This is a genomic window from Bacillus sp. 0209A (assembly GCF_036765095.1).
Taxonomy (GTDB): domain Bacteria; phylum Bacillota; class Bacilli; order Bacillales; family Bacillaceae; genus Bacillus; species Bacillus subtilis_G.
Genome location: NZ_JBAIZV010000001.1, coordinates 1 through 18,571, shown reverse-complemented (window position 1 = coordinate 18,571; position 18,571 = coordinate 1). Strand labels below are relative to the sequence as shown.

General features: G+C 45.9%; 12 protein-coding genes and 1 pseudogene. All 13 read right to left on the bottom strand.

All coding sequences use genetic code 11. The features are described 5' to 3' along the window. Window positions 1-85 precede the first annotated feature (85 nt). Complete coding sequence (locus tag V6D44_RS00060; protein ID WP_202327593.1) at window positions 86-1,621, bottom strand: acyl-CoA carboxylase subunit beta; 1,536 nt, start codon at window positions 1,619-1,621, stop codon at window positions 86-88. Between the two features lie 10 nt (window positions 1,622-1,631). Next, window positions 1,632-2,414: an enoyl-CoA hydratase gene (locus tag V6D44_RS00055; protein ID WP_333516201.1), complete on the bottom strand. Its 783-nt coding sequence runs from the start codon at window positions 2,412-2,414 to the stop codon at window positions 1,632-1,634. A gap of 17 nt (window positions 2,415-2,431) precedes the next feature. After that, window positions 2,432-3,334: a hydroxymethylglutaryl-CoA lyase gene (gene ldeG, locus V6D44_RS00050; protein ID WP_253269133.1), complete on the bottom strand. Its 903-nt coding sequence runs from the start codon at window positions 3,332-3,334 to the stop codon at window positions 2,432-2,434. 14 nt (window positions 3,335-3,348) lie between these two features. Then, window positions 3,349-3,570 carry an acetyl-CoA carboxylase biotin carboxyl carrier protein subunit gene (locus tag V6D44_RS00045; RefSeq protein WP_087991394.1) on the bottom strand — a complete coding sequence of 74 codons (222 nt, stop codon included), beginning with the start codon at window positions 3,568-3,570 and terminating at the stop codon, window positions 3,349-3,351. Between the two features lie 14 nt (window positions 3,571-3,584). Continuing rightward, window positions 3,585-4,919 carry an acetyl-CoA carboxylase biotin carboxylase subunit gene (locus tag V6D44_RS00040; protein WP_087991393.1) on the bottom strand — a complete coding sequence of 445 codons (1,335 nt, stop codon included), beginning with the start codon at window positions 4,917-4,919 and terminating at the stop codon, window positions 3,585-3,587. 9 nt (window positions 4,920-4,928) lie between these two features. Beyond that, on the bottom strand, window positions 4,929-6,575 hold the full coding sequence (locus tag V6D44_RS00035; RefSeq protein ID WP_333516200.1) for an AMP-binding protein: 1,647 nt from the start codon (window positions 6,573-6,575) through the stop codon (window positions 4,929-4,931). Between the two features lie 42 nt (window positions 6,576-6,617). Next, the gene (locus tag V6D44_RS00030; protein ID WP_202327585.1) at window positions 6,618-7,760 is read right to left on the bottom strand and encodes an acyl-CoA dehydrogenase family protein; all 1,143 of its coding nucleotides are present in this window, start codon (window positions 7,758-7,760) and stop codon (window positions 6,618-6,620) included. A 359-nt stretch (window positions 7,761-8,119) separates the two neighbouring features. Next, window positions 8,120-8,587 (bottom strand): GNAT family N-acetyltransferase, encoded by a 468-nt coding sequence (locus V6D44_RS00025; RefSeq protein WP_442893318.1) that lies wholly within the window; start codon window positions 8,585-8,587, stop codon window positions 8,120-8,122. Then, window positions 8,582-8,686: pseudogene (locus tag V6D44_RS21045) on the bottom strand (GNAT family N-acetyltransferase); the annotation flags it as partial. The pseudogene V6D44_RS21045 and the gene V6D44_RS00025, both read right to left, overlap by 6 nt. A gap of 115 nt (window positions 8,687-8,801) precedes the next feature. Continuing rightward, window positions 8,802-10,334, bottom strand: coding sequence for a glycoside hydrolase family 10 protein (locus V6D44_RS00020; RefSeq protein WP_087991390.1), 1,533 nt, complete (start codon window positions 10,332-10,334; stop codon window positions 8,802-8,804). Window positions 10,335-10,486: 152 nt separating this feature from the next. Continuing rightward, window positions 10,487-10,879 carry a DUF1360 domain-containing protein gene (locus tag V6D44_RS00015; protein ID WP_333516198.1) on the bottom strand — a complete coding sequence of 131 codons (393 nt, stop codon included), beginning with the start codon at window positions 10,877-10,879 and terminating at the stop codon, window positions 10,487-10,489. Between the two features lie 106 nt (window positions 10,880-10,985). Continuing rightward, window positions 10,986-14,819, bottom strand: a complete 3,834-nt coding sequence (locus tag V6D44_RS00010; protein ID WP_333516296.1) for a non-ribosomal peptide synthetase — start codon at window positions 14,817-14,819, stop codon at window positions 10,986-10,988. A gap of 7 nt (window positions 14,820-14,826) precedes the next feature. Continuing rightward, window positions 14,827-18,571, bottom strand: a 3,745-nt coding sequence (locus V6D44_RS00005; RefSeq protein ID WP_333516197.1) for an amino acid adenylation domain-containing protein, incomplete at its 5' end; no start/stop codon positions are given.

Here is an 18,571-nt window from a genome sequence, read left to right as displayed (position 1 = left end):
ATGCAAAGTTGATTAGTTAACATAATGTGATTATTGTTAATAAAGAAAGAGCGCCTTTTGCGCTCCTCCCTCATTCCTTGCTTTTTTACACCGGATAAACCGGATGCTTTCGATTGGTAAATGTCATTTCCTTTGTCATATATGCCTTGAGCCGTTTGGCCAGTTCATCACGCAGCGAATTGGCTGGAATGACGGCATCGATGATCATCTCTGAAGCCAGGCGGTATATATTGATGTCCTCTTTGTATTCCTCCCGTTTGCTGCTGATAAATGGCACCCTCTCTTCTTTCGGCAGCTCGGCGATTTTTTTCGCGTAGACGGCGTTTACAGCTGCTTCTGGGCCCATGACGGCGATTTGGGCGGTTGGGAGCGCCAAGCAGCAATCCGGTTCAAATGCCGGCCCTGCCATTGCGTACAACCCCGCTCCGTACGCTTTTCGGACAATGACAGAGAGCTTGGGAACAGTTGCCTCTGACATCGCTGAAATCATTTTTGCTCCGTGCCTGATGATGCCGGCTTGTTCTACCTTTGTGCCGATCATAAAGCCGGGAATATCTGCTAAGAACAGCAATGGGATATGAAACGCGTCACATAAGGTAATAAATTTAGCCGCTTTGTCTGCTGAATCATGGAATAAGACGCCTCCTTTTACCTTCGGCTGATTTGCAACAATGCCGACAGGCTGCCCGTGAATTCGTGCGAGGCCCGTTATTAATTCAGGTGCGAATAAAGCTTTGATTTCAAAAAATGAGTCTTCATCAATGACCCGCTCTATCAGCTCATGCATATCAAATGGCGCATTTTGGTTCTGCGGAATGACGTCGGCAAGCGGGCTGTCGAAGTGTTGTGGCGGGCGTTTATCCTGAATGGGCGCTTTAGCTTGATAATTAGCCGGAAAGTACGATAAATAAGCCCGTGCCAGACGTATGGCTTCTTCTTCAGTGTCTGCAAGAATATCTCCGCACCCTGAGATTGAGCAATGCATACGGGCGCCGCCCATTTCTTCGAGAGACACTTTTTCGCCAATGACCATTTCCGCCATCCTTGGTGAGCCTAAATACATGGAGGCGTTACCGTCTACCATGACGACTATGTCACAAAAGGCCGGGATATAAGCGCCTCCTGCGGCAGACGGCCCGAATAGCAGGCAGATTTGCGGAATGCGCCCTGATAATTTGACTTGATTGTAAAAAATTCTTCCCGCGCCGCGTCTCCCTGGAAATACATTGATTTGGTCGGTGATTCTGGCGCCTGCCGAATCGACTAAATAAAGGAGCGGACAGTTTAATTTTTCCGCTGTTTCTTGGATTCTGATGATTTTTTCAACGGTTTTCGCTCCCCATGAGCCTGCTTTTACCGTTGAGTCATTGGCCATGGCGCAAACGGTTTGGCCGCCGATTTTGCCGATGGCTGTTATGACTCCGTCAGCGGGAAGCCCGTCTGACATGCATTCCGCAAAAAAAGCGTCTTCAAGCTCGATGTCATCGTCAAACAAAAGAGCAAGCCGTTCTCTGACAAAGAGCTTGCCTTTTTCTTGGTTGCTCTGATGATACTTTTCCGCCCCGCCTTGTCGTATCCGATCGGCCCGTTCTGTTCGTTCCTTTTCATAATCCATGAGCATTGCCTCCCTTTTATATTCCCTTGTATACGGCCCGTCTTTTTTCTTGAAACGCCTGAAGTCCTTCTCTTCTGTCTTTTGTCGGAATGGTATGTTCATATGCTTTTTGTTCAATCGCCAGACCTGTAGCGAGATCTGTCTCCAATCCTTTATTGATTGCGAATTTAGCCTGACGGACAGCGATCGGCCCGTTGGCAGAAATGGCTGCGGCCAGTTCCTCTGCTTTTGGCATGAGGTTACAGGGTGCCGTGACATGCTCTACAAGGCCTATCTCCTTTGCTTCGTGTGCAGTTACGCGTCTGCCTGTATAAATTAATTCTTTTGCTTTTCCTCTGCCGATCAGCCGCGGGAGCCTTTGGGTTCCTCCAGCGCCTGGGATAATGGCTAACCCTGTTTCCGGAAGGCCCAGCACGGCAGATTCAGTTGCGATTCGAAGGTCGCATGCCAATGACAATTCAAGACCGCCGCCCAATGCGCTTCCGTTTACCGCAGCTATAACCGGCTGCGGCAGGGCTTCAAGCAAAGCCGCGGTTCTTTGAATGAGAGATACACTTTCAAGAACCTGATCTTCTTTCAGCTTTAGCCGTTCTTTTAAGTCTGCCCCCGCGCAAAACGCTTTTTCGCCGGTACCTGTGAGGATGACGCAGCGGATGTTTGCATTGAATTCAATTTCCTGAAGAATCACATGCAGGTTTCTGAGCATTTCCGCTGAAAGAGCATTTGCCGCCTGAGGCCTATTTAAAGTGATCACGGCAATGTGATCGTTTTGAACGGTAAAAAGAATAGATTCTTCCATTGTATTTGTCCTCTCTTTTATGAAGATGATTTAAACACCTGTAAATTTCGGCTCGGCAGTTGTTTGCCCATTTTCTCTTCTATCCATTTGGCCGCAGAAAGCAGTTTATCGAGCTTTACATTTGTTTTGATGCCCATGTGTTCAAGCATATACACGATGTCCTCAGTTGCGGCGTTTCCTGACGAACCTGGAGCATATGGGCAGCCTCCAAGCCCGCCTGCCGAGCCGTCGAACACAGTGATGCCCATTTGGAGCGCTGTGACCATGTTGGCCAGCGCCGTTCCTCTCGTATCATGAAAATGCAGGGCCAATTGATTGGCGGGGAATCGTGGCAAAAGAGCTTCAAGCACGGTTTCAACTTGGGCGGGATTTGCCGCTCCGATTGTATCTCCAAGCGACAGTTCAGAAATTCCAAATTCAAATAGGGCTTCAGAAAGGCGAATCACTTGTTCAATGGGGACATCTTTTTCGTATGGACAGCCGAAAACGGTTGAGAGGTAGGCTCTTGTTGTGAGGTTTGCTTTTATTGCGTCATCGTTTACTTGTTTGAGAATGTGAAGAGTTTCAGAAGTCGATTTGTTGATGTTTTTTCTATTGTGCGTCTCGCTGGCGGACATAAAGACGCAAGCTTCGTCAATGCCTCCTTCAAGCGCATTCTCCAGTCCCTTTTGATTCGGAACAAGTGCCGCGTACGTTACCTCCTTTACACGGTCGATGCCTTTTGCGACGTCTATCGCATCTCGAAGCGCCGGAATCCATTTCGGATGCACGAAGGATGTGATTTCGATGTAGGAAAGCCCTGTCCGGGAAAGCTGGTTGACCCAAGTGATTTTATCTTCTGTTGCGATCCATACGGGCTCGTTTTGTAAGCCGTCACGCGGACCGACTTCTTTGATCTTCACTTTTTTAGGATATGACATGTTCTTCCTCCAGATTATTGAGTGGAATCGCTCAGTACGAGCAGCACGTCTCCTTCATTTGCGAAATCGCCCTCATGTTTTTTGACTTCTTTTACGATTCCGCTTCTGTCTGAAACGATCGGTATTTCCATTTTCATTGATTCCAGAATGGCAACTTCCTGGCCTTTTTCAATTTGGTCGCCGGCTTTGACGTGCACTTTCCACAGGTTTCCCGCCATTTGTATCTTAACTGTCATGACAACTGCCTCCTTTATAGGTGTTGTTTCAAAAAGTCAGTCGTAACATCCCCTTCTTTAAATGCTTTTGATGCCGCAGCCTGTATGAGAAGCGGAAGATTTGTTTTGATTCCCTCTATCTGATAGTCGCTGAGCGCTGTCTCCAGTTTTTCAATTGCCTCCTCTCTGTTTTGGCCTTTGACAATCATTTTGGCGATCATCGGGTCATAAAAAGGGGTGACAGTACTGCCTTTCGCTACCGCACATTCGTGTCTGACGCCTGTTTGGCCAGGGAGTGAAAACGCAGAGATCGTTCCCGGTGACGGATAGAAGGTCTTCGGATCTTCCGCGTATATTCTGACCTCTATCGCATGCCCGTTTCGTTTGATGTCTTTTTGAGAGAATGTGAGAGTTTGGCCCGCAGCAATACGTAACTGCTGCTCTACTAAGTCTAGGCCTGTTATTTCTTCAGTCACGGGGTGTTCAACTTGCAATCTTGTATTCATTTCGAGGAAATAAAAGTTTTGATTCGGATCAACTAAAAATTCAATGGTTCCTGCGTTCGTATAGCCGATCGCTTTGGCTGCTTTTACTGCCGTTTGCCCGATCTTCATTCTCAGTTCATCGTCTAAAAATGGAGACGGCGCTTCTTCAATGACCTTTTGATGGCGTCTTTGAACTGAGCAATCGCGTTCAAACAGGTGTACTGTATGGCCATGCTGATCGGCCAAAAGCTGAACTTCGATGTGGCGGGCATGTTCAATGACTTTCTCTATATACATCGACCCGTCGCCGAAAAAATCTGCGGCGCGCTTTTTGTTCCCCTCGTATGCCTTTCTTAATGCTTCTTCGTTCTGAACAAGCTGCATTCCGATGCCTCCTCCGCCCGCTGAAGCTTTCAGCATGACAGGGTAGCCGATTTGACGTGCGGTGAGGCAGGCTGCCTGAATGTCTCCGAGGGATTCAGAAATGCCGGGAACGACAGGGACTCCTGCTGCCTCCATTGCTTTTCGCGCTTCAATTTTGCTGCCCATCTTTGCGATGATATCGGGTGCAGGGCCGATAAACACGATGTTTTCTTGCTTGCAGCGTTCAGCGAATCGGCTGTTTTCTGATAATAACCCGTATCCCGGGTGGATCGCGTCGGCGTTTGCTTTTTTTGCCGTCTCTATCATTCTCTCTATATTTAAATAACTTTCACTCACTCTTGATTCCCCGATCAAATAAGCCTCTGTGGCCGCCTTTGTATGGGGTGCGTCTCTGTCTGCTTCTGAATAAACCGCGACCGTTTTGATGCCGAGGCGGCTGCACGTTCGGATAATTCTCATTGCGATTTCTCCGCGGTTGGCGATTAGTACTTTTGTAAACATGGCTTCACCTCATTGACATGATAAGTTGAACAGTTCAATCGTTTTTTCACGCAGTTTATATTTTTGAATTTTACCTGAAGCCGTCATCGGGTACTCGTCTGTAAAAATCACATAACGCGGAATTTTGTGGCGGGCGATTTTCCCTTTGCAATAGGATTTAAGCTCTTCAGATGAAACGCTTTTTCCGTCTTTTAGTTTCATCCACGCTGCTGCCTCTTCCCCGAATTTGGCATCAGGCACACCAACGACCTGTACATCTATAATAGCGGGATGCCGGTATAAAAATTCTTCGATTTCCCGAGGGTAAATGTTCTCACCGCCTCTGATGAGCATATCTTTTAATCTTCCTGTGATGCGGCAGTACCCGTCTTCATCCATGACAGCAAGATCTCCGGTAAACAGCCATCCGTCGTAATTGATTGCTTTTCTAGTCGCTTCTTCGTCTTTATAATAGCCTTTCATGACATGGTAGCCGCGGGTGCATAGCTCTCCCTGCACGCCTCTTTGAACTTCTTGACATGTTCCGGGCTCTACAATTTTCACTTCTGCATGAGGCAGGGCGCGGCCTGTTGTATCGACTCTCCTTATGAAGGAATCATTGGCTCTCGTTTGCGTAATGACCGGTGAGGCTTCGGTTTGTCCATAGGCGATCGTAATATCTTTCATGCCCATCTTTTCAATGACAGCTTTCATCACTTCACTTGGACAGGGAGAGCCGGCCATGATGCCTGTTCGGAGCGTCGATAAATCATATGCTTCAAAATCCGGATGATGCAGCTCGGCGATAAACATGGTCGGCACGCCGTGGAGCGCTGTGCATTTCTCTTTTTCGACCGTTTTAAGAACGGAAACGGGATCAAATTCCTGTACAGGTATCATGGCTGCCCCGACGGACACACACGCCAAAACCCCGAGCACGCATCCGAAACAGTGAAAAAACGGGACAGGGATGCACATGCGGTCTTGAGAGGTTAATGCCATACATTCAGCGATATTGGCAGCGTTATTGATGACATTAAAATGGGTCAGCATCACACCTTTAGGAAACCCTGTCGTTCCTGATGTGTATTGCATGTTGATCACATCGTCTTTTTCAAGGCTGTTCATTCTTGCTTCCAGCTCAGCATCTGTCACTGTTTTTGCAAATCTCTCTGTATCCCCCCAATGATACATGCCCGGCAAAGGTTTATCGCCAATATAGATCAGCATTTTTAAAAAGGGATAGCGTGCTGATGTCAGCTGCCCGGGCTCGGCGGTTTGCAGCTCTGGAATGAGGCTGTTCAGGATGTCTGTGTAAGAAGTGCCCCGGTATGAATCCATGACAATAAGCGCCACGGCATCCGATTGCTTTAACAAGTAATCGAGCTCGTGTGCTTGGTAATTGGTATTGACGGTCACGAGCACGGCTCCGATTTTTGCGGTGGCGAACTGAACGGCCAGCCATTCGGGGATATTTGAAGCCCATATGGCTACGTGGTCTCCTTTCCCAATCCCCATCCGCATGAGTGCTTTAGCGGTTTGACGGCACAGGCTGTCAAATTGGGCGTACGTATAGCGGATATGTCTGTCTGGATAAACAACCGCTTCTTGGTCGGGATAGGTTTCAGCGGTTTGTTCCAGCAGTCTGCCGATTGTGGAATGGATGAGTTCAGCCATGCATTGTTCCTCCTTTCTAAGATATGGGAAAGCGTTTACATTTTACGTTAAAAGCTGTCTGGCGATCACGATACGCTGAATTTCAGATGTGCCTTCACCGATTTCCATTAATTTTGCGTCCCGCAGCATCCGCTCTACCCCATATTCCCTCATATAGCCTGAACCTCCATGGATTTGAATAGCTTGATTGCAAGCTCTTGTCGCCATTTCAGATGCAAAGAGCTTGGCATACGCCGCTTCTTTTGTGAACGGTCGTTTATGGTCTTTCAGCCATGCGGCTTTTAACACCATTTGCCGCGCCAGATCAATTTCCATCGCCATGTCGGCAAGCTTAAATTGTATCGCCTGAAAGGAAGAAATCGGCTGTCCGAACTGCTTCCGTTCTTTCGCATATGCCAATGATGCTTCAAGTGCGGCTTGGGCAATGCCGACTGCAAGAGCGGCGATAGAGATTCGTCCGCCGTCCAGCGTGTATAGAAACTGCTTAAACCCTTTTGTTGGATCACCGAGTAAGTTGCCCGCAGGCACTCTGACATCTTCAAGCAAAATTTCCGCTGTGTTTGAACCTCGGACGCCCATTTTATCGTACGGGCTCGTAATCGTAAGTCCGGGTGTGTCGGTTGGCACAATCAATGCGGAAATGATGTTTTTTCCGTCTTTGTTTTTGCCTGTTACTGCGGTCACAATCACCGTGCGTGCGTAGCTTGCATTTGTGATCCAGCATTTTTCGCCGTTAATCACGTACTCGTCACCGTTTGTTACCGCTTTCGTTTGAGTGCCTCCTGCATCTGATCCGGCATTTGGTTCCGTTAGGCCGAATGATCCGAGTGCTTTGCCCGACGCCAGCGGAGTCAAATGCGCCTGTTTTTGTTCTTCTGTTCCGAAGTAATAAAGCGGGCTTGCGCCGAGCGAGACCGCCGCTGCATAGCTTAATCCAGTACTGCCGCAGGCTTTGCCGATTTCTTCAACCGCTAAGGCATATGAAATCGTATCTCCTCCCGATCCGCCGTATTCTTCTGGAAATGGAATGCCCATCAGCCCGATTTCACCCATTTTTTTAAATGTTTGAATCGGGAACTCGCCTGTTTGATCTACATGTTCAGCGTGAGGAGCAATTTCTTTTTTCGCAAAATCCTTTACCATTTCACGCACCATTTGCTGTTCTTTTGTCAGCTCAAAATTCACGTGGTTTCCTCCTTCACATCTTTGTAACATCCTATTAGGCGAGTTCTGTAATCATTCCCTGACAAAAGAAGTCTGAAAATTAAAACGGGGTCATTTTTTATGTAAAAACATCTACGGGATGAGCATACATAGCATACATAGCATACATCCATATCGCAAACGCAATGGCGTGCCTATTTGATAGTGTCGGGAACTGTGATCGATCAAGTTTTTGATAAAGAAAGTGCAGCAAAAAGGGTTTCTTCAGCCGGATCAGTTAAAATGGCGTATGACCAGACTAGATTGGAGATTCGCCCCGCAATTAAGTGAGCTCTTCTGTCAGACATTGATATTCGGATTGTATTTGAAAAAGGAAAGACTTATATGTATTCGTTTTTAAGAAGGCCGTATATCTCTACATCAACAACTCCTTTACCTGACCAATAGGACTCCTGCCTGAGCAATCCTTCTTTTATAAAATTGTTTTTTAAGAGGACGTTTTTTGAAGCTTCATTTTCAGGCATGACTTCAGCTTGAATCCTGTTTACATTGACGTTTTTAAATAAAAATGCTGCAAGCATGCGGACGGATTCTGTAGCAAACCCTTTCCCCCAGTATTCTTCACCTAAGTAGTATCCAATTGTCACCATGTTTACTTTTTGATTAAAATCCATCGCTTCAATAATCCCAACCAGTGTATTCTCTTGATTCTTCGGAAAAATCCCCCACTTAATTCTGCTTTTTTTGTTGTAGTCCCTATCAAAATGGCCGATCATTTTATGTACTGTTTTTATGTTATGTTTCGGGATGATGCCGCAGTATTCAAATACTCTGACATTATCATAAATCGAAAATACGTCCTGTACGTGCACCTCTTCAATTTTACTTAAAACTAGATTCTCAGATTCCAATACTGGGAAATGTCCAAAAACCGCTTCCATATTCATATGAGTCTCTCCCTTGCTTTTTTTCTTTAACAAATTCAGCGGCTTATCAAAAGAATCCTGTCTCCAACATCACTTTTAAAAAAAAGACGACTTTGAAAGCCGTCCTTCTCACTTCTTATTTTGTCTTTCGTTTGGAAGCCTTGCTTTCGTTATGGAGCCGGTCTGCTGAAGTGACATAATACGTATACTTCTTGTTTGGGTCTGCTGTTTCATCTAAAAAGGTTTGCTGCCCATTTGTTTTTCTCACGGTTCCCAGCAATGTTTTGGTCGATTCCCCTTCGGCTCTGTATATCGCATAATAGGTAGTTTCTTTCATTTTTTGATTTGACGGGTGGTCTTGAATGAGCAGCAGGTTTCCGTTTTTGTCTTTGGTGACCTTCGTAAGCTTTGGTTTTTTTGGTGCGGCACTGTCAAGCCAAGGCATTTGCGGAACCAATGCCGGTTTGCTGTAAAGCTCGGTGATGAGCCTGTCTTTAATGCCAAGCGGATTTTTGTTGAGGTCTTTGAGACTGAAGTGCATGCTTCCTTTTACAAGCTCAAGCTGACGGTTTAAGGTGATTTGTCTTACATACTCCTCAGGGTCGGACCATGGCGGATCAAAGTTGTTGTTGATTTTATAAGCTGCCTGCCCAATATATAAATGAACAGGCCTATTGTTGACTTCATTGCTCCACCAATCAGCCAGCACGTCGTAAGCCGCTGCGTTAAAGCCGATACTCCAATAGATTTGCGGCGCAATATAATCGATGTCTCCTTCTTGAATCCAATGTCTTGTGTCGGCGTATAGGTCGTCATAATTCCTGACGCCTGCTTTGGTATTTGAGCCGGTCGGGTCATCTGCCGCGTTTCTCCATACACCAAATGGACTGATGCCGAATTTGACATAGGGTTTCGCGGCCTTGATCGTTTGGTTGATTTGTTTGACTAGCTGGTTCACATTATCACGCCGCCAGTCATCAATATTGGAAAACGTGCCTTTTCCATATTGTTCATATTGTCTTTGATCAGGAAATTCCTGTCCCGCTATTTTATAGGGGTAAAAATAATCATCCATATGAACAGCATCGATATCATAATGTTTTACGACTTCCTCAATGCTTTTCACGATAAAATCTCTCGCTTCAGGAATGCCCGGATGGTAATAAAGCTGGTTTCCATAAGCGGCAACCCATTCTGGATGCTTTCGTGCCGGATGATCCTCAGACAATTTATCGAGATCCGTATGATTCATCGTAATACGGTAAGGATTAAACCATGCGTGAAATTCCAAATTTCGTTTATGGGTTTCTTCAATCAAAAATGCTAGCGGATCATAGCCCGGGTCTTTGCCTTGGACACCGGTTAAGTACTCAGACCAAGGTCCGTAAGCGGACGGATAAAAGGCATCTGCCGTCGGTTTAATCTGAACAATAACGGCATTCATTCCCATTGTCTGTACATCGTCAAGCAGTTTGATATACTCTTGTTTTTGTTCTTCCGTTGTTAAACCTTTCTTTGACGGCCAATCAAGGTTTAAAACGGAAGCAATCCATACGGCTCTAAGTTCCCTGTCAGGATGCGCATTGGCCATAAACGGAACGGAGATGACAAACGTTCCGATGATCAAGCTGACAAGGAAACGGACAATCGGCTTTTGGCGAACCTTCATTCTGTTTCTTCTCCCCCATTACATCACTTTCACTTTTCGCTATTACGGTATTCCCGGGCTGCAAAAGGGTGCTTAATCGGTTTGAAGAAATCAGGATTTACGTCTATATCACCAGATAAACGAAAAAAGTCCTGAAGCATATTTGCGCTGCTTTAGGACTTTTTATCATTTAGCATGGTTTGCAGGCTCTTTAACACATCAACGAGTTTTACGCCGACACCGACAGCTGTTTCAAGAATCGCTTGTGCTCCTGCGATGGCTAAAATAAAGATGACTGGAACTGCAATACGAGGCAAAAAGAGATAGCCCAATCCGATCAAGATCGCACACCAAACGCCGGCACACCAGTAGCAATTGAGCATATACCCAAAGTTAGAAGCCGGAACGTTTTTTACATCTACATGCCCGTTTTGATCAATGATCCTTTTCTTTTTCATAAAAGGTTTTCGGATAAATTCTGTGATTTTGTCGAATACAATCAAATGTGTCAGCCTGTAGCTGGCAAGAATCAGCATGATAAAAGTAAGCCAAGAAAGATGGTCCATAACAGCCTCCAACAAAAAGGATGATGTTATCATTCCCTCGTGTTCTTTATCCATTCTTGATATAAAAAGAAAGACGGACAGAGAATGCCTCTGTCCGGTAAATCGCTTATCGTTTGTGCAGCAGTGCTTTATTTGAAGTGATCTTGTCTAAAATGTCGAGGATGATGTCAGCGTTTTTTTCAGCATATGTGCCTTCCAGCATGTCTTTATGAGCGCCAAAACCGGTGTATTCGCTGTAGTTTCCGAAGGCGGCGCCTTTCCATTTCGTTAAGCCTGTATGCCCGCCAATTTCGGTTTGAATTCCAGCTTCAATGAAATGAATGTTTGCTTTGATATGCCCTTCATTCAGTAACTGCGACCAATATTTCTGATAGTTTCTTTTTTTCTTCATCACCTTTTCTCTGACTGCTTCAGGCAGGTAAGCTGCCGATTCGTCATTTCCAGCATCGATAGGGATAGGCTGTTCTTTTAGATAAGCGTCCACGATAATAAAGTCACTGACTTCCAATCCTCTCTGCTCCATAGCCTGTACCACTTCAAAAGCAAGGTTGCCTCCCGCGGAGTAGCCTAATAAAACGTATGGGCCTTCAGGCTGTATGTCTGTGATGTAATTGACATATTGTTCAAGGCGGGTATCATTTTCAATAAAGTGAAATCCGTATACGGCCGCCTTGTCATTCAGCAATAAAGCAAGGTCTTTGAAATAAATGCCAAATCCCGATATCGGCGGGAAGCAGAAAAGGTTTCGCGCGCCGTGCTGGTTCAGTTTGATCACATGCTGTTCATCTGCCGCTGTCAGCTGTTTAGAATAAAGTTTTTCGGCAAGCTGAGCGATTGTCGGATATTCGAACAAGAGATCAATCGGTATGTCTATTTGCTGCTGATGCTTCAATGTGTGTATGACTTGCAGTGCTTTTAGTGAATGTCCGCCAAGAGCAAAGAAGTCATCATCAATACTGATGGTCTGGACACCGAGAACATGTTTCCAAATGTTTGCCAACTCTTCCTCAACCAAGTTTCTGGGCAGTGTGATGTCCTGCCGTTTGTCAGGCTTGTTTTCTGGAATAGGAAGAGCGCTGCGGTCTATTTTTCCGTTTCCGGTAAGCGGCATCCGGTCCACACGCACCCAGTGCTGCGGGATCATATAGTCCGGGAGCACACGCGCCAAATCGGCGCGGATCTCCTTTTCTGTTCGTTTGCCATCGCTGACGTAATGAGTGTGCAGCTGCGCCTCTCCGTCTTTTTCTTTCATTGTCACTGCCGCTTCCTGCACACCTTCCATTTCTAACAGGCGCGCTTCAATTTCGGCGGGCTCAATTCGTTTTCCCCTGATTTTTATCTGCCTGTCAATCCTGCTGATGTATTCTAGGTTTCCATCGGGCAGCCAGCGAGCTAAATCACCTGTACGATATATTCTTTCTCCAGACAAGAAAGGATGAGGAGAAAAAACATCATTTGTGAGGTCACCTCTGTTCAAATAGCCTTTTGCGACCCCATCACCGCCGACACAAAGCTCTCCGGGAACGCCTATTGGCAAAAGACGGCCTTTTTCATCTAAGATGAATGCGGTGCTATTGCTGATTGGTTTTCCGATCGGAATCGGCCCTGCATAGTCTCTTTTCATCTTAAAAAAGGTTGAAAATGTCGTGTTTTCCGTAGGCCCGTAAATATTATGAAGCGCCAGATCTGGACAGGCGTGTCTGACAGCATTCATAAGGGCAGGCGAGAGTGCTTCTCCGCCGACATATAACGTATGGAGCCCGCGGAACATGTCTGCTTGAACTTGAGCCAGCTGATTAAAAAGAGCTGTTGTTAAAAATAGTACTGAGATGTTATTTTCAAGCAAATACGCACCAAACCGATCAGGTGCCAGCATTGTCGATTTATCAATGATATGAAGACTTGCACCATTTAATAGCGCACCGAACATTTCAAAGGTGACGGCGTCAAAGCTGATAGATCCAGTCAGAATAAATCGGTCATCAACGGACGCAGACGTGTAATTGCTGTTTTTGACAAGGGACACGACATTGCGATTGGTGATCATGACGCCTTTCGGCCGGCCTGTTGATCCTGAGGTATACATGATGTATGCAAGATCGTCCGGGCTAGAGCCGACGTTGATAGGGGTATCATTCTCTTCCATCCAGGCATGTGCATCTGAAGTCATACACGTTCCTGAGAACGAAGCGTTTGCCTCTAACCCTTTTTGGATAATTAGTATTTTCGCTTGTGTTTCCTCGAGCATAAAGTTGACACGTTCAGGTGGGAGCTCGGCGTCAAGCGGGAGGTATGCTCCTCCTGCTTTTAAAACGGCAAGCACACTGATCATGAATTCGCCAGAATGAGCAGCCAATATGCCGGCTGTCTCGTTCTGCCGAAACCCTTTTTGATATAACGCTCTGGCGAGTGAATTAGAGCGTTGATCAAGTTCTTTATACGAAAAAGTCAAATTCCCACACACAAGTGCGATATGGTCTGGCGTCTTTTCTGCTTGTTCACGAAATAAATCTATAATTGTATGATTCTTTGGATATTCTGTTTTTGTATTGTTGAACTGTGTGACAATCTGCTCTTTTTCTGTAGCATCAAGAAAAGAAAAATCAGCAATTGGCGTATCAGGGTGATGGGCCGCTGTGCTTAGCGCTTGTGTAAATTGCCTTTTGATACAGCTGATCCAGGCAGCATCGTAAATGAACGCATTATAGCTGAATTTGATGATCAGTTCTTCGCCGGGAGCAACGACAAGATTAAAGTGATATCCTGATTGCTCGGATACCTTCACTTGATCGATTTGCAGTGGTGAATCCGCGGAATCGGCGATTTTCTGCTGTATCGGATAGTTTTCAAAGACAATAATGTGATCAATCAGTTCCTGTTTTAAAGCGGTGTTTGCCTGAATATCAAATAAAGGCTGGCAGGTAAACGGCTCAGCTTCCAGCATTTCTTTCTGGCATCGTCTGACCAGCTCCTGAAACGTTTCGCCTTGAAATGTTTGAATGCGAACCGGAATGGTATTGATAAACAATCCTATCATTTGTTCCACACCCGGAATTTCTGACGGTCTGCCTGATACTACTGCGCCAAATACAACATCGTCTGTGCGATTATATTGCTGTAGCATGACGCCCCAGACGGTCTGGATAAAGGTGGCTAGCGTGACGCCGTGTTGTTTGGCAGTCTCTTTGAGCTTGTCTGTCAGTGGTTTATTTAATGAAAATATCAAATCTTCACGTTGATAACCCTCTTTTGTTTCTTCATCAGACACACGAGGCAGCGGTGATGGGGTGCTGTAGTTTTTTAAATAGGAATCCCAGTACTCCGCCGCTATTTCTTTGTCACGATTTGTCAGCCAGGAAATATAGGTGCTGTACGGACGGACAGGGTCTAAAGAAAGCGGTTTTCCTGCATGAATCGATTGATATATCCGCATAAATTCCTGAAGAACGATGCCAAGGCACCAGCCGTCCATTAAAATGTGATGGTGGCTCCAGATGCAAACATGCTCCTCTTCAGCTGTTTTGAATAGATAAATCCGCATCAACATGTCTTTTTGCAAATCAAAGCCTTTTTGCTTGTCCTTCTCCTTAAAGCATTCAATATACTCATTCTGCCCGTTTGTGGGCAGATGGGAAATGTCTTCGCTGTACAAATGGAATTCGCGTTCTGTCATCACGACTTGCCGAGGTCCCGACAAATGCGGGACGTGCGGCAAAAACACAGTTCTGAAAATATCATGGCGGTCGATGATGGTTTGAATGCTGCGCTGAAACCAGTCATAGCTGAGGCTTCCTTTGATGCTGAAAAGCGACTGCTCAACATACGCTCCCTCCTCTTTGCGGAGGAAGGAATGAAACAGCATTCCCTCCTGCATATGACTCAGAGGATAAATATTCTTGATTTTTTTGATCTTATCCATAGCATTTGCACCTTTCTTCACGGATTCATTAGTGAAAACTGAGCATATCAGCAATCTCTTGCAGCGCGTCCTCGGTCAGTTCTTGATCATCAAAATCACTGATGGTCTTTTCTGTTTCGCTTTTGTTCTGGCAGTGTTCGATCAGCTGTAATAAAAATTGACGGCATGTTTCGCTAAGCTGTTCGATGGTTTTGCGCTCAAAGCGGGCATTGTCATAAGTCATATTGACAGTCATTTTTCCTTCTGCAGCGATTGCGCTGATATCCAGCGACTGTTCACGGTTCCATGTTGTGCTGATATCATCCCCGGCACCAAGCGGAGAGAATGAGAAGGCGTCCTCCTCAGGTGCTTCAGCTGGGCTGCCGCTTTCAAATTGCCCCAAATAATTGAAGTTGATTTCTGGCGCGCCTGTGAAATTGATGTCTTTTTTGTCAGGCGGCGTCAAATATTTGATGACACCGTAGCCGAATCCTTTGTCCGGTACACGTCTCAGTGTATCTTTTGTTGTTTTTAGCACATGAACCATGCCTTCTTCCGAATCTGGCAAGTCTGCGTTTAGTTTAATCAATAACGGATAAATGGCGGTAAACCATCCAACCGTCCGGCTCACATCAATCCCGTCTAATACATCCTCTCGCCCGTGGCTTTCTAATGATAGTTTGAAGGCGGATTGATTGGTCCAATGGCGCAGCGCGAGAATGACAGAAGCGAGAAGCAAATCCTGAGTATCTGTGTTGTATGCGCTGTTGGCATCTTTTAAAAGCGCAGCTGTCTCTTTATCGTTTAATGTAAACGAAATGGTGGATCGTTTTCTCTCGTTTGCTATGGGCCCGTCGATTTGATCAAAAGGCAGTGCATCTGTTTGATATTCTTCGGTTTCGCGCCAATACTTGAGCTGTTTTATAAGCTGCTGGCTTTCTGCATAGCCAGAAAGCTTTTTCGCATACGCTTTAAACGAGCTTGTTTTAGGCGGCAGTTTGATATCCTCCCCGCCAGTAGCTTGGTGATACCCTAAAGACAAATCTTCAAGCAGAACCCGCCACGAGATGCCGTCAACGACGAAGTGATGAGCCGATAGAAACAAGAAATCACCGTCAGTTGTGCGGAAAAGACCGGCTTGCAGCAGCGGACCATTCTTCAAATCCATTTTCTGCTGAATATCACGTACATAATGTTTGATAATAGGCTCATACGCTCTATTTCCGTTAGTGTCTTCTGGAGCTGATAAATCAATCATCTGAAGGCCATACAGTGCATCGTCCGAATGACTGATCGGCCGATTATATTGATTCCAATATCCTTGTTCATTCTGTGAAAATACCATCCGCAGCGCATCATGATGACTTGTTATTGCTTTTAACGTTTTGCGCAGTGCGTCTTCTTGTATAGAGGTGCTTCGATGCAGCATTACGGACTGATTAAAATGGTGTTTTTCTTTTATATCTTGAGCAAGAAACCATTTCTGAACAGGCGACCAAGTGATCTCGCCCTCGACCGGGCCTTGGTCAATGACGCGCACAGCTTTTCGAACCCGAGCGGACAATTCACCAAGAGTCTGATGTTCAAACATCTCACGTACTGTCGTTTCGAATCCGCGCTGCTTCAGTCTGGAACAAACTTGCAGCGCTTTAATAGAATCTCCGCCAAGTTCAAAGAAATTGGCGCTTATGCCCAGCTCATTCACATCAAGAAGCTCCTCCCAAATATCAGCCATTACCTTTTCAATCTCATTTCTTGGGCTGATATCATCAGCAGGATAAGCGTGTTTTTCGGGTTCAGGCAGGGCTTTCTGATCGAGCTTTCCATTAACAGTCAGCGGGATGCTGTCAATCTGTATCAAACGGGCGGGCAGCATAAAGTCAGGCAGCATGGTTTTTAGAGAAGCACGGATGTCTGATGTACTCGCCGCCTGTCTATCTTTTGTCACCAAATAAGCATAAACAGCTGTTTGTCCTTGCTCATCTTTTCTTGTAATGACAGCCGCCTCTTTAATAATCGGATGCTGAAGAAGAGCCGCTTGGATTTCGCCTAACTCGATACGATGCCCTCTGACTTTAACCTGATCATCAATACGGCCTACATATTCCAGCTCGCCATTTGACAGGCGTTTCGCAAGGTCTCCTGTTCGGTATAATCTGTCCCCCGGGAGATACGGATTGGGTACAAAACGGTCAGCGGTCAACTCATCTCTGTTGAGATATCCCCGTGCTACGCCTTCACCGCCTATATAAAGCTCCCCTGGAACTCCGATCGGCTGCAGATTCATATGAGCATCCATCACATAAGCCTGCAGAGTTGAAAGAGGCCGTCCGATATTGCTTCTATTTGCGGCAATATCATCTGCGGACAATTTTTTGACTGTTACATGCACTGTTGTTTCTGTAATACCGTACATATTGATTAGTTCAGTATGAGGATATTTATCATTCCAGCTTTGAAGCATGCCGGGCTGTAAAGCTTCGCCGCCAAAAATGACGTATCGGATGTTTAATCGATCCGAATGGTTTTGATCTTCATGCATCAGGCCGTAAAAAGCTGTCGGGGTCTGATTGAGTACAGTGACGCGTTCTTTCTTTAACAATAATCGGAATGCCTGAGGGTCACGGGCTGTTTCCTTAGAGACCACAACTAGTGTACTTCCGTTCAATAACGCACCAAACATTTCCCATACAGAGAAATCAAAGCAATATGAATGAAAGAACGTCCAGACGTCTTCATGGCCAAATTCAAAAGGCAGATTTTGATGCTTTAAGAGACTGATCACATTGCGGTGCTCGACCATTACCCCTTTTGGGCGGCCCGTCGTTCCGGATGTATAAATGATATAGGCTAAATGATGAGCAGACGATACTTGCGGCAGCGGTGATTGGTCGTATGTCTCCGCGTTTTCGACGGTCAAGATCTCTCCTTCAAAATCATCATCAGCTCTCCAATCCGCTTCATTTACTGTCATCAGCAGTTTCGTTCCGCTATCGCTGAGAATATAGCGTTTCCGTTCCGATGGGTATTCAGGATCAATGGGAACGTAACAGCCGCCTGCTTTCCACACACCAAGTATGGCTGCTACCATGCTGAACGAACGAGGCATCATGATGCCTACTGATGTGTCCGGTTTAACACCTCTGCTGCGCAATGTGTGTGCGATTCCATTGGACCACTCGTCAAGCTCCTGATATGTGAGTGTTTTGTCTCCGATGACAAGTGCAGAGGCTTTTGGTGTTCGTGCAGCTTGCTGCTCAAACAATTGACTGATTGTTTGTTCTTCGTATTGATTTGCTTTCCTGATGTTAAACTCATTGAGCAGCTGGTTTCGCTCTTCTTGGGTCAGGATGTCGATACGGTTGAGTGTCACCTCTGGATTTTTTCCGATGATGCGAAGTACATTTGTCAAATGAGATGCCCAGCGTTCCATGGTGGTTTTCTCAAACAGTGCGGTTGAATATTCAAAAAGAAAATGTATGTTCCCGTCACCCTCAGATGCTTGTAGTGTCAAATCGAATTTAGAAACGAGATGAGAAACGTCTGCCGGCTTCATTTGCAAATCATGCAGATGCAATGGCTCGTAATCATTATTTTGGACAACTAACATGGCATCAAATAGCGGGTTTCTGCTCATATCCCGCGTCACTCTAAGCTTATCGACAAGCTCTTCGAACGGATAATCCTGATGTTCATACGCTTCCAATGCTGTGTCACGCACTTCCTGCAAATACTGTCCAAACGGCTTCCCGCCCTCCGGGCGTGTCCGAAGCGCCAGTGTATTCACGAACATA

Coding starts and splice junctions, on each gene's coding strand:
- V6D44_RS00060 (WP_202327593.1), bottom strand. CDS start 1,621: ATGCTCATGGATTATGAAAAGGAACGAACAGAACGGGCCGATCGGATA.
- V6D44_RS00055 (WP_333516201.1), bottom strand. CDS start 2,414: ATGGAAGAATCTATTCTTTTTACCGTTCAAAACGATCACATTGCCGTG.
- ldeG (WP_253269133.1), bottom strand. CDS start 3,334: ATGTCATATCCTAAAAAAGTGAAGATCAAAGAAGTCGGTCCGCGTGAC.
- V6D44_RS00045 (WP_087991394.1), bottom strand. CDS start 3,570: ATGACAGTTAAGATACAAATGGCGGGAAACCTGTGGAAAGTGCACGTC.
- V6D44_RS00040 (WP_087991393.1), bottom strand. CDS start 4,919: ATGTTTACAAAAGTACTAATCGCCAACCGCGGAGAAATCGCAATGAGA.
- V6D44_RS00035 (WP_333516200.1), bottom strand. CDS start 6,575: ATGGCTGAACTCATCCATTCCACAATCGGCAGACTGCTGGAACAAACC.
- V6D44_RS00020 (WP_087991390.1), bottom strand. CDS start 10,334: ATGAAGGTTCGCCAAAAGCCGATTGTCCGTTTCCTTGTCAGCTTGATC.
- V6D44_RS00015 (WP_333516198.1), bottom strand. CDS start 10,879: ATGGACCATCTTTCTTGGCTTACTTTTATCATGCTGATTCTTGCCAGC.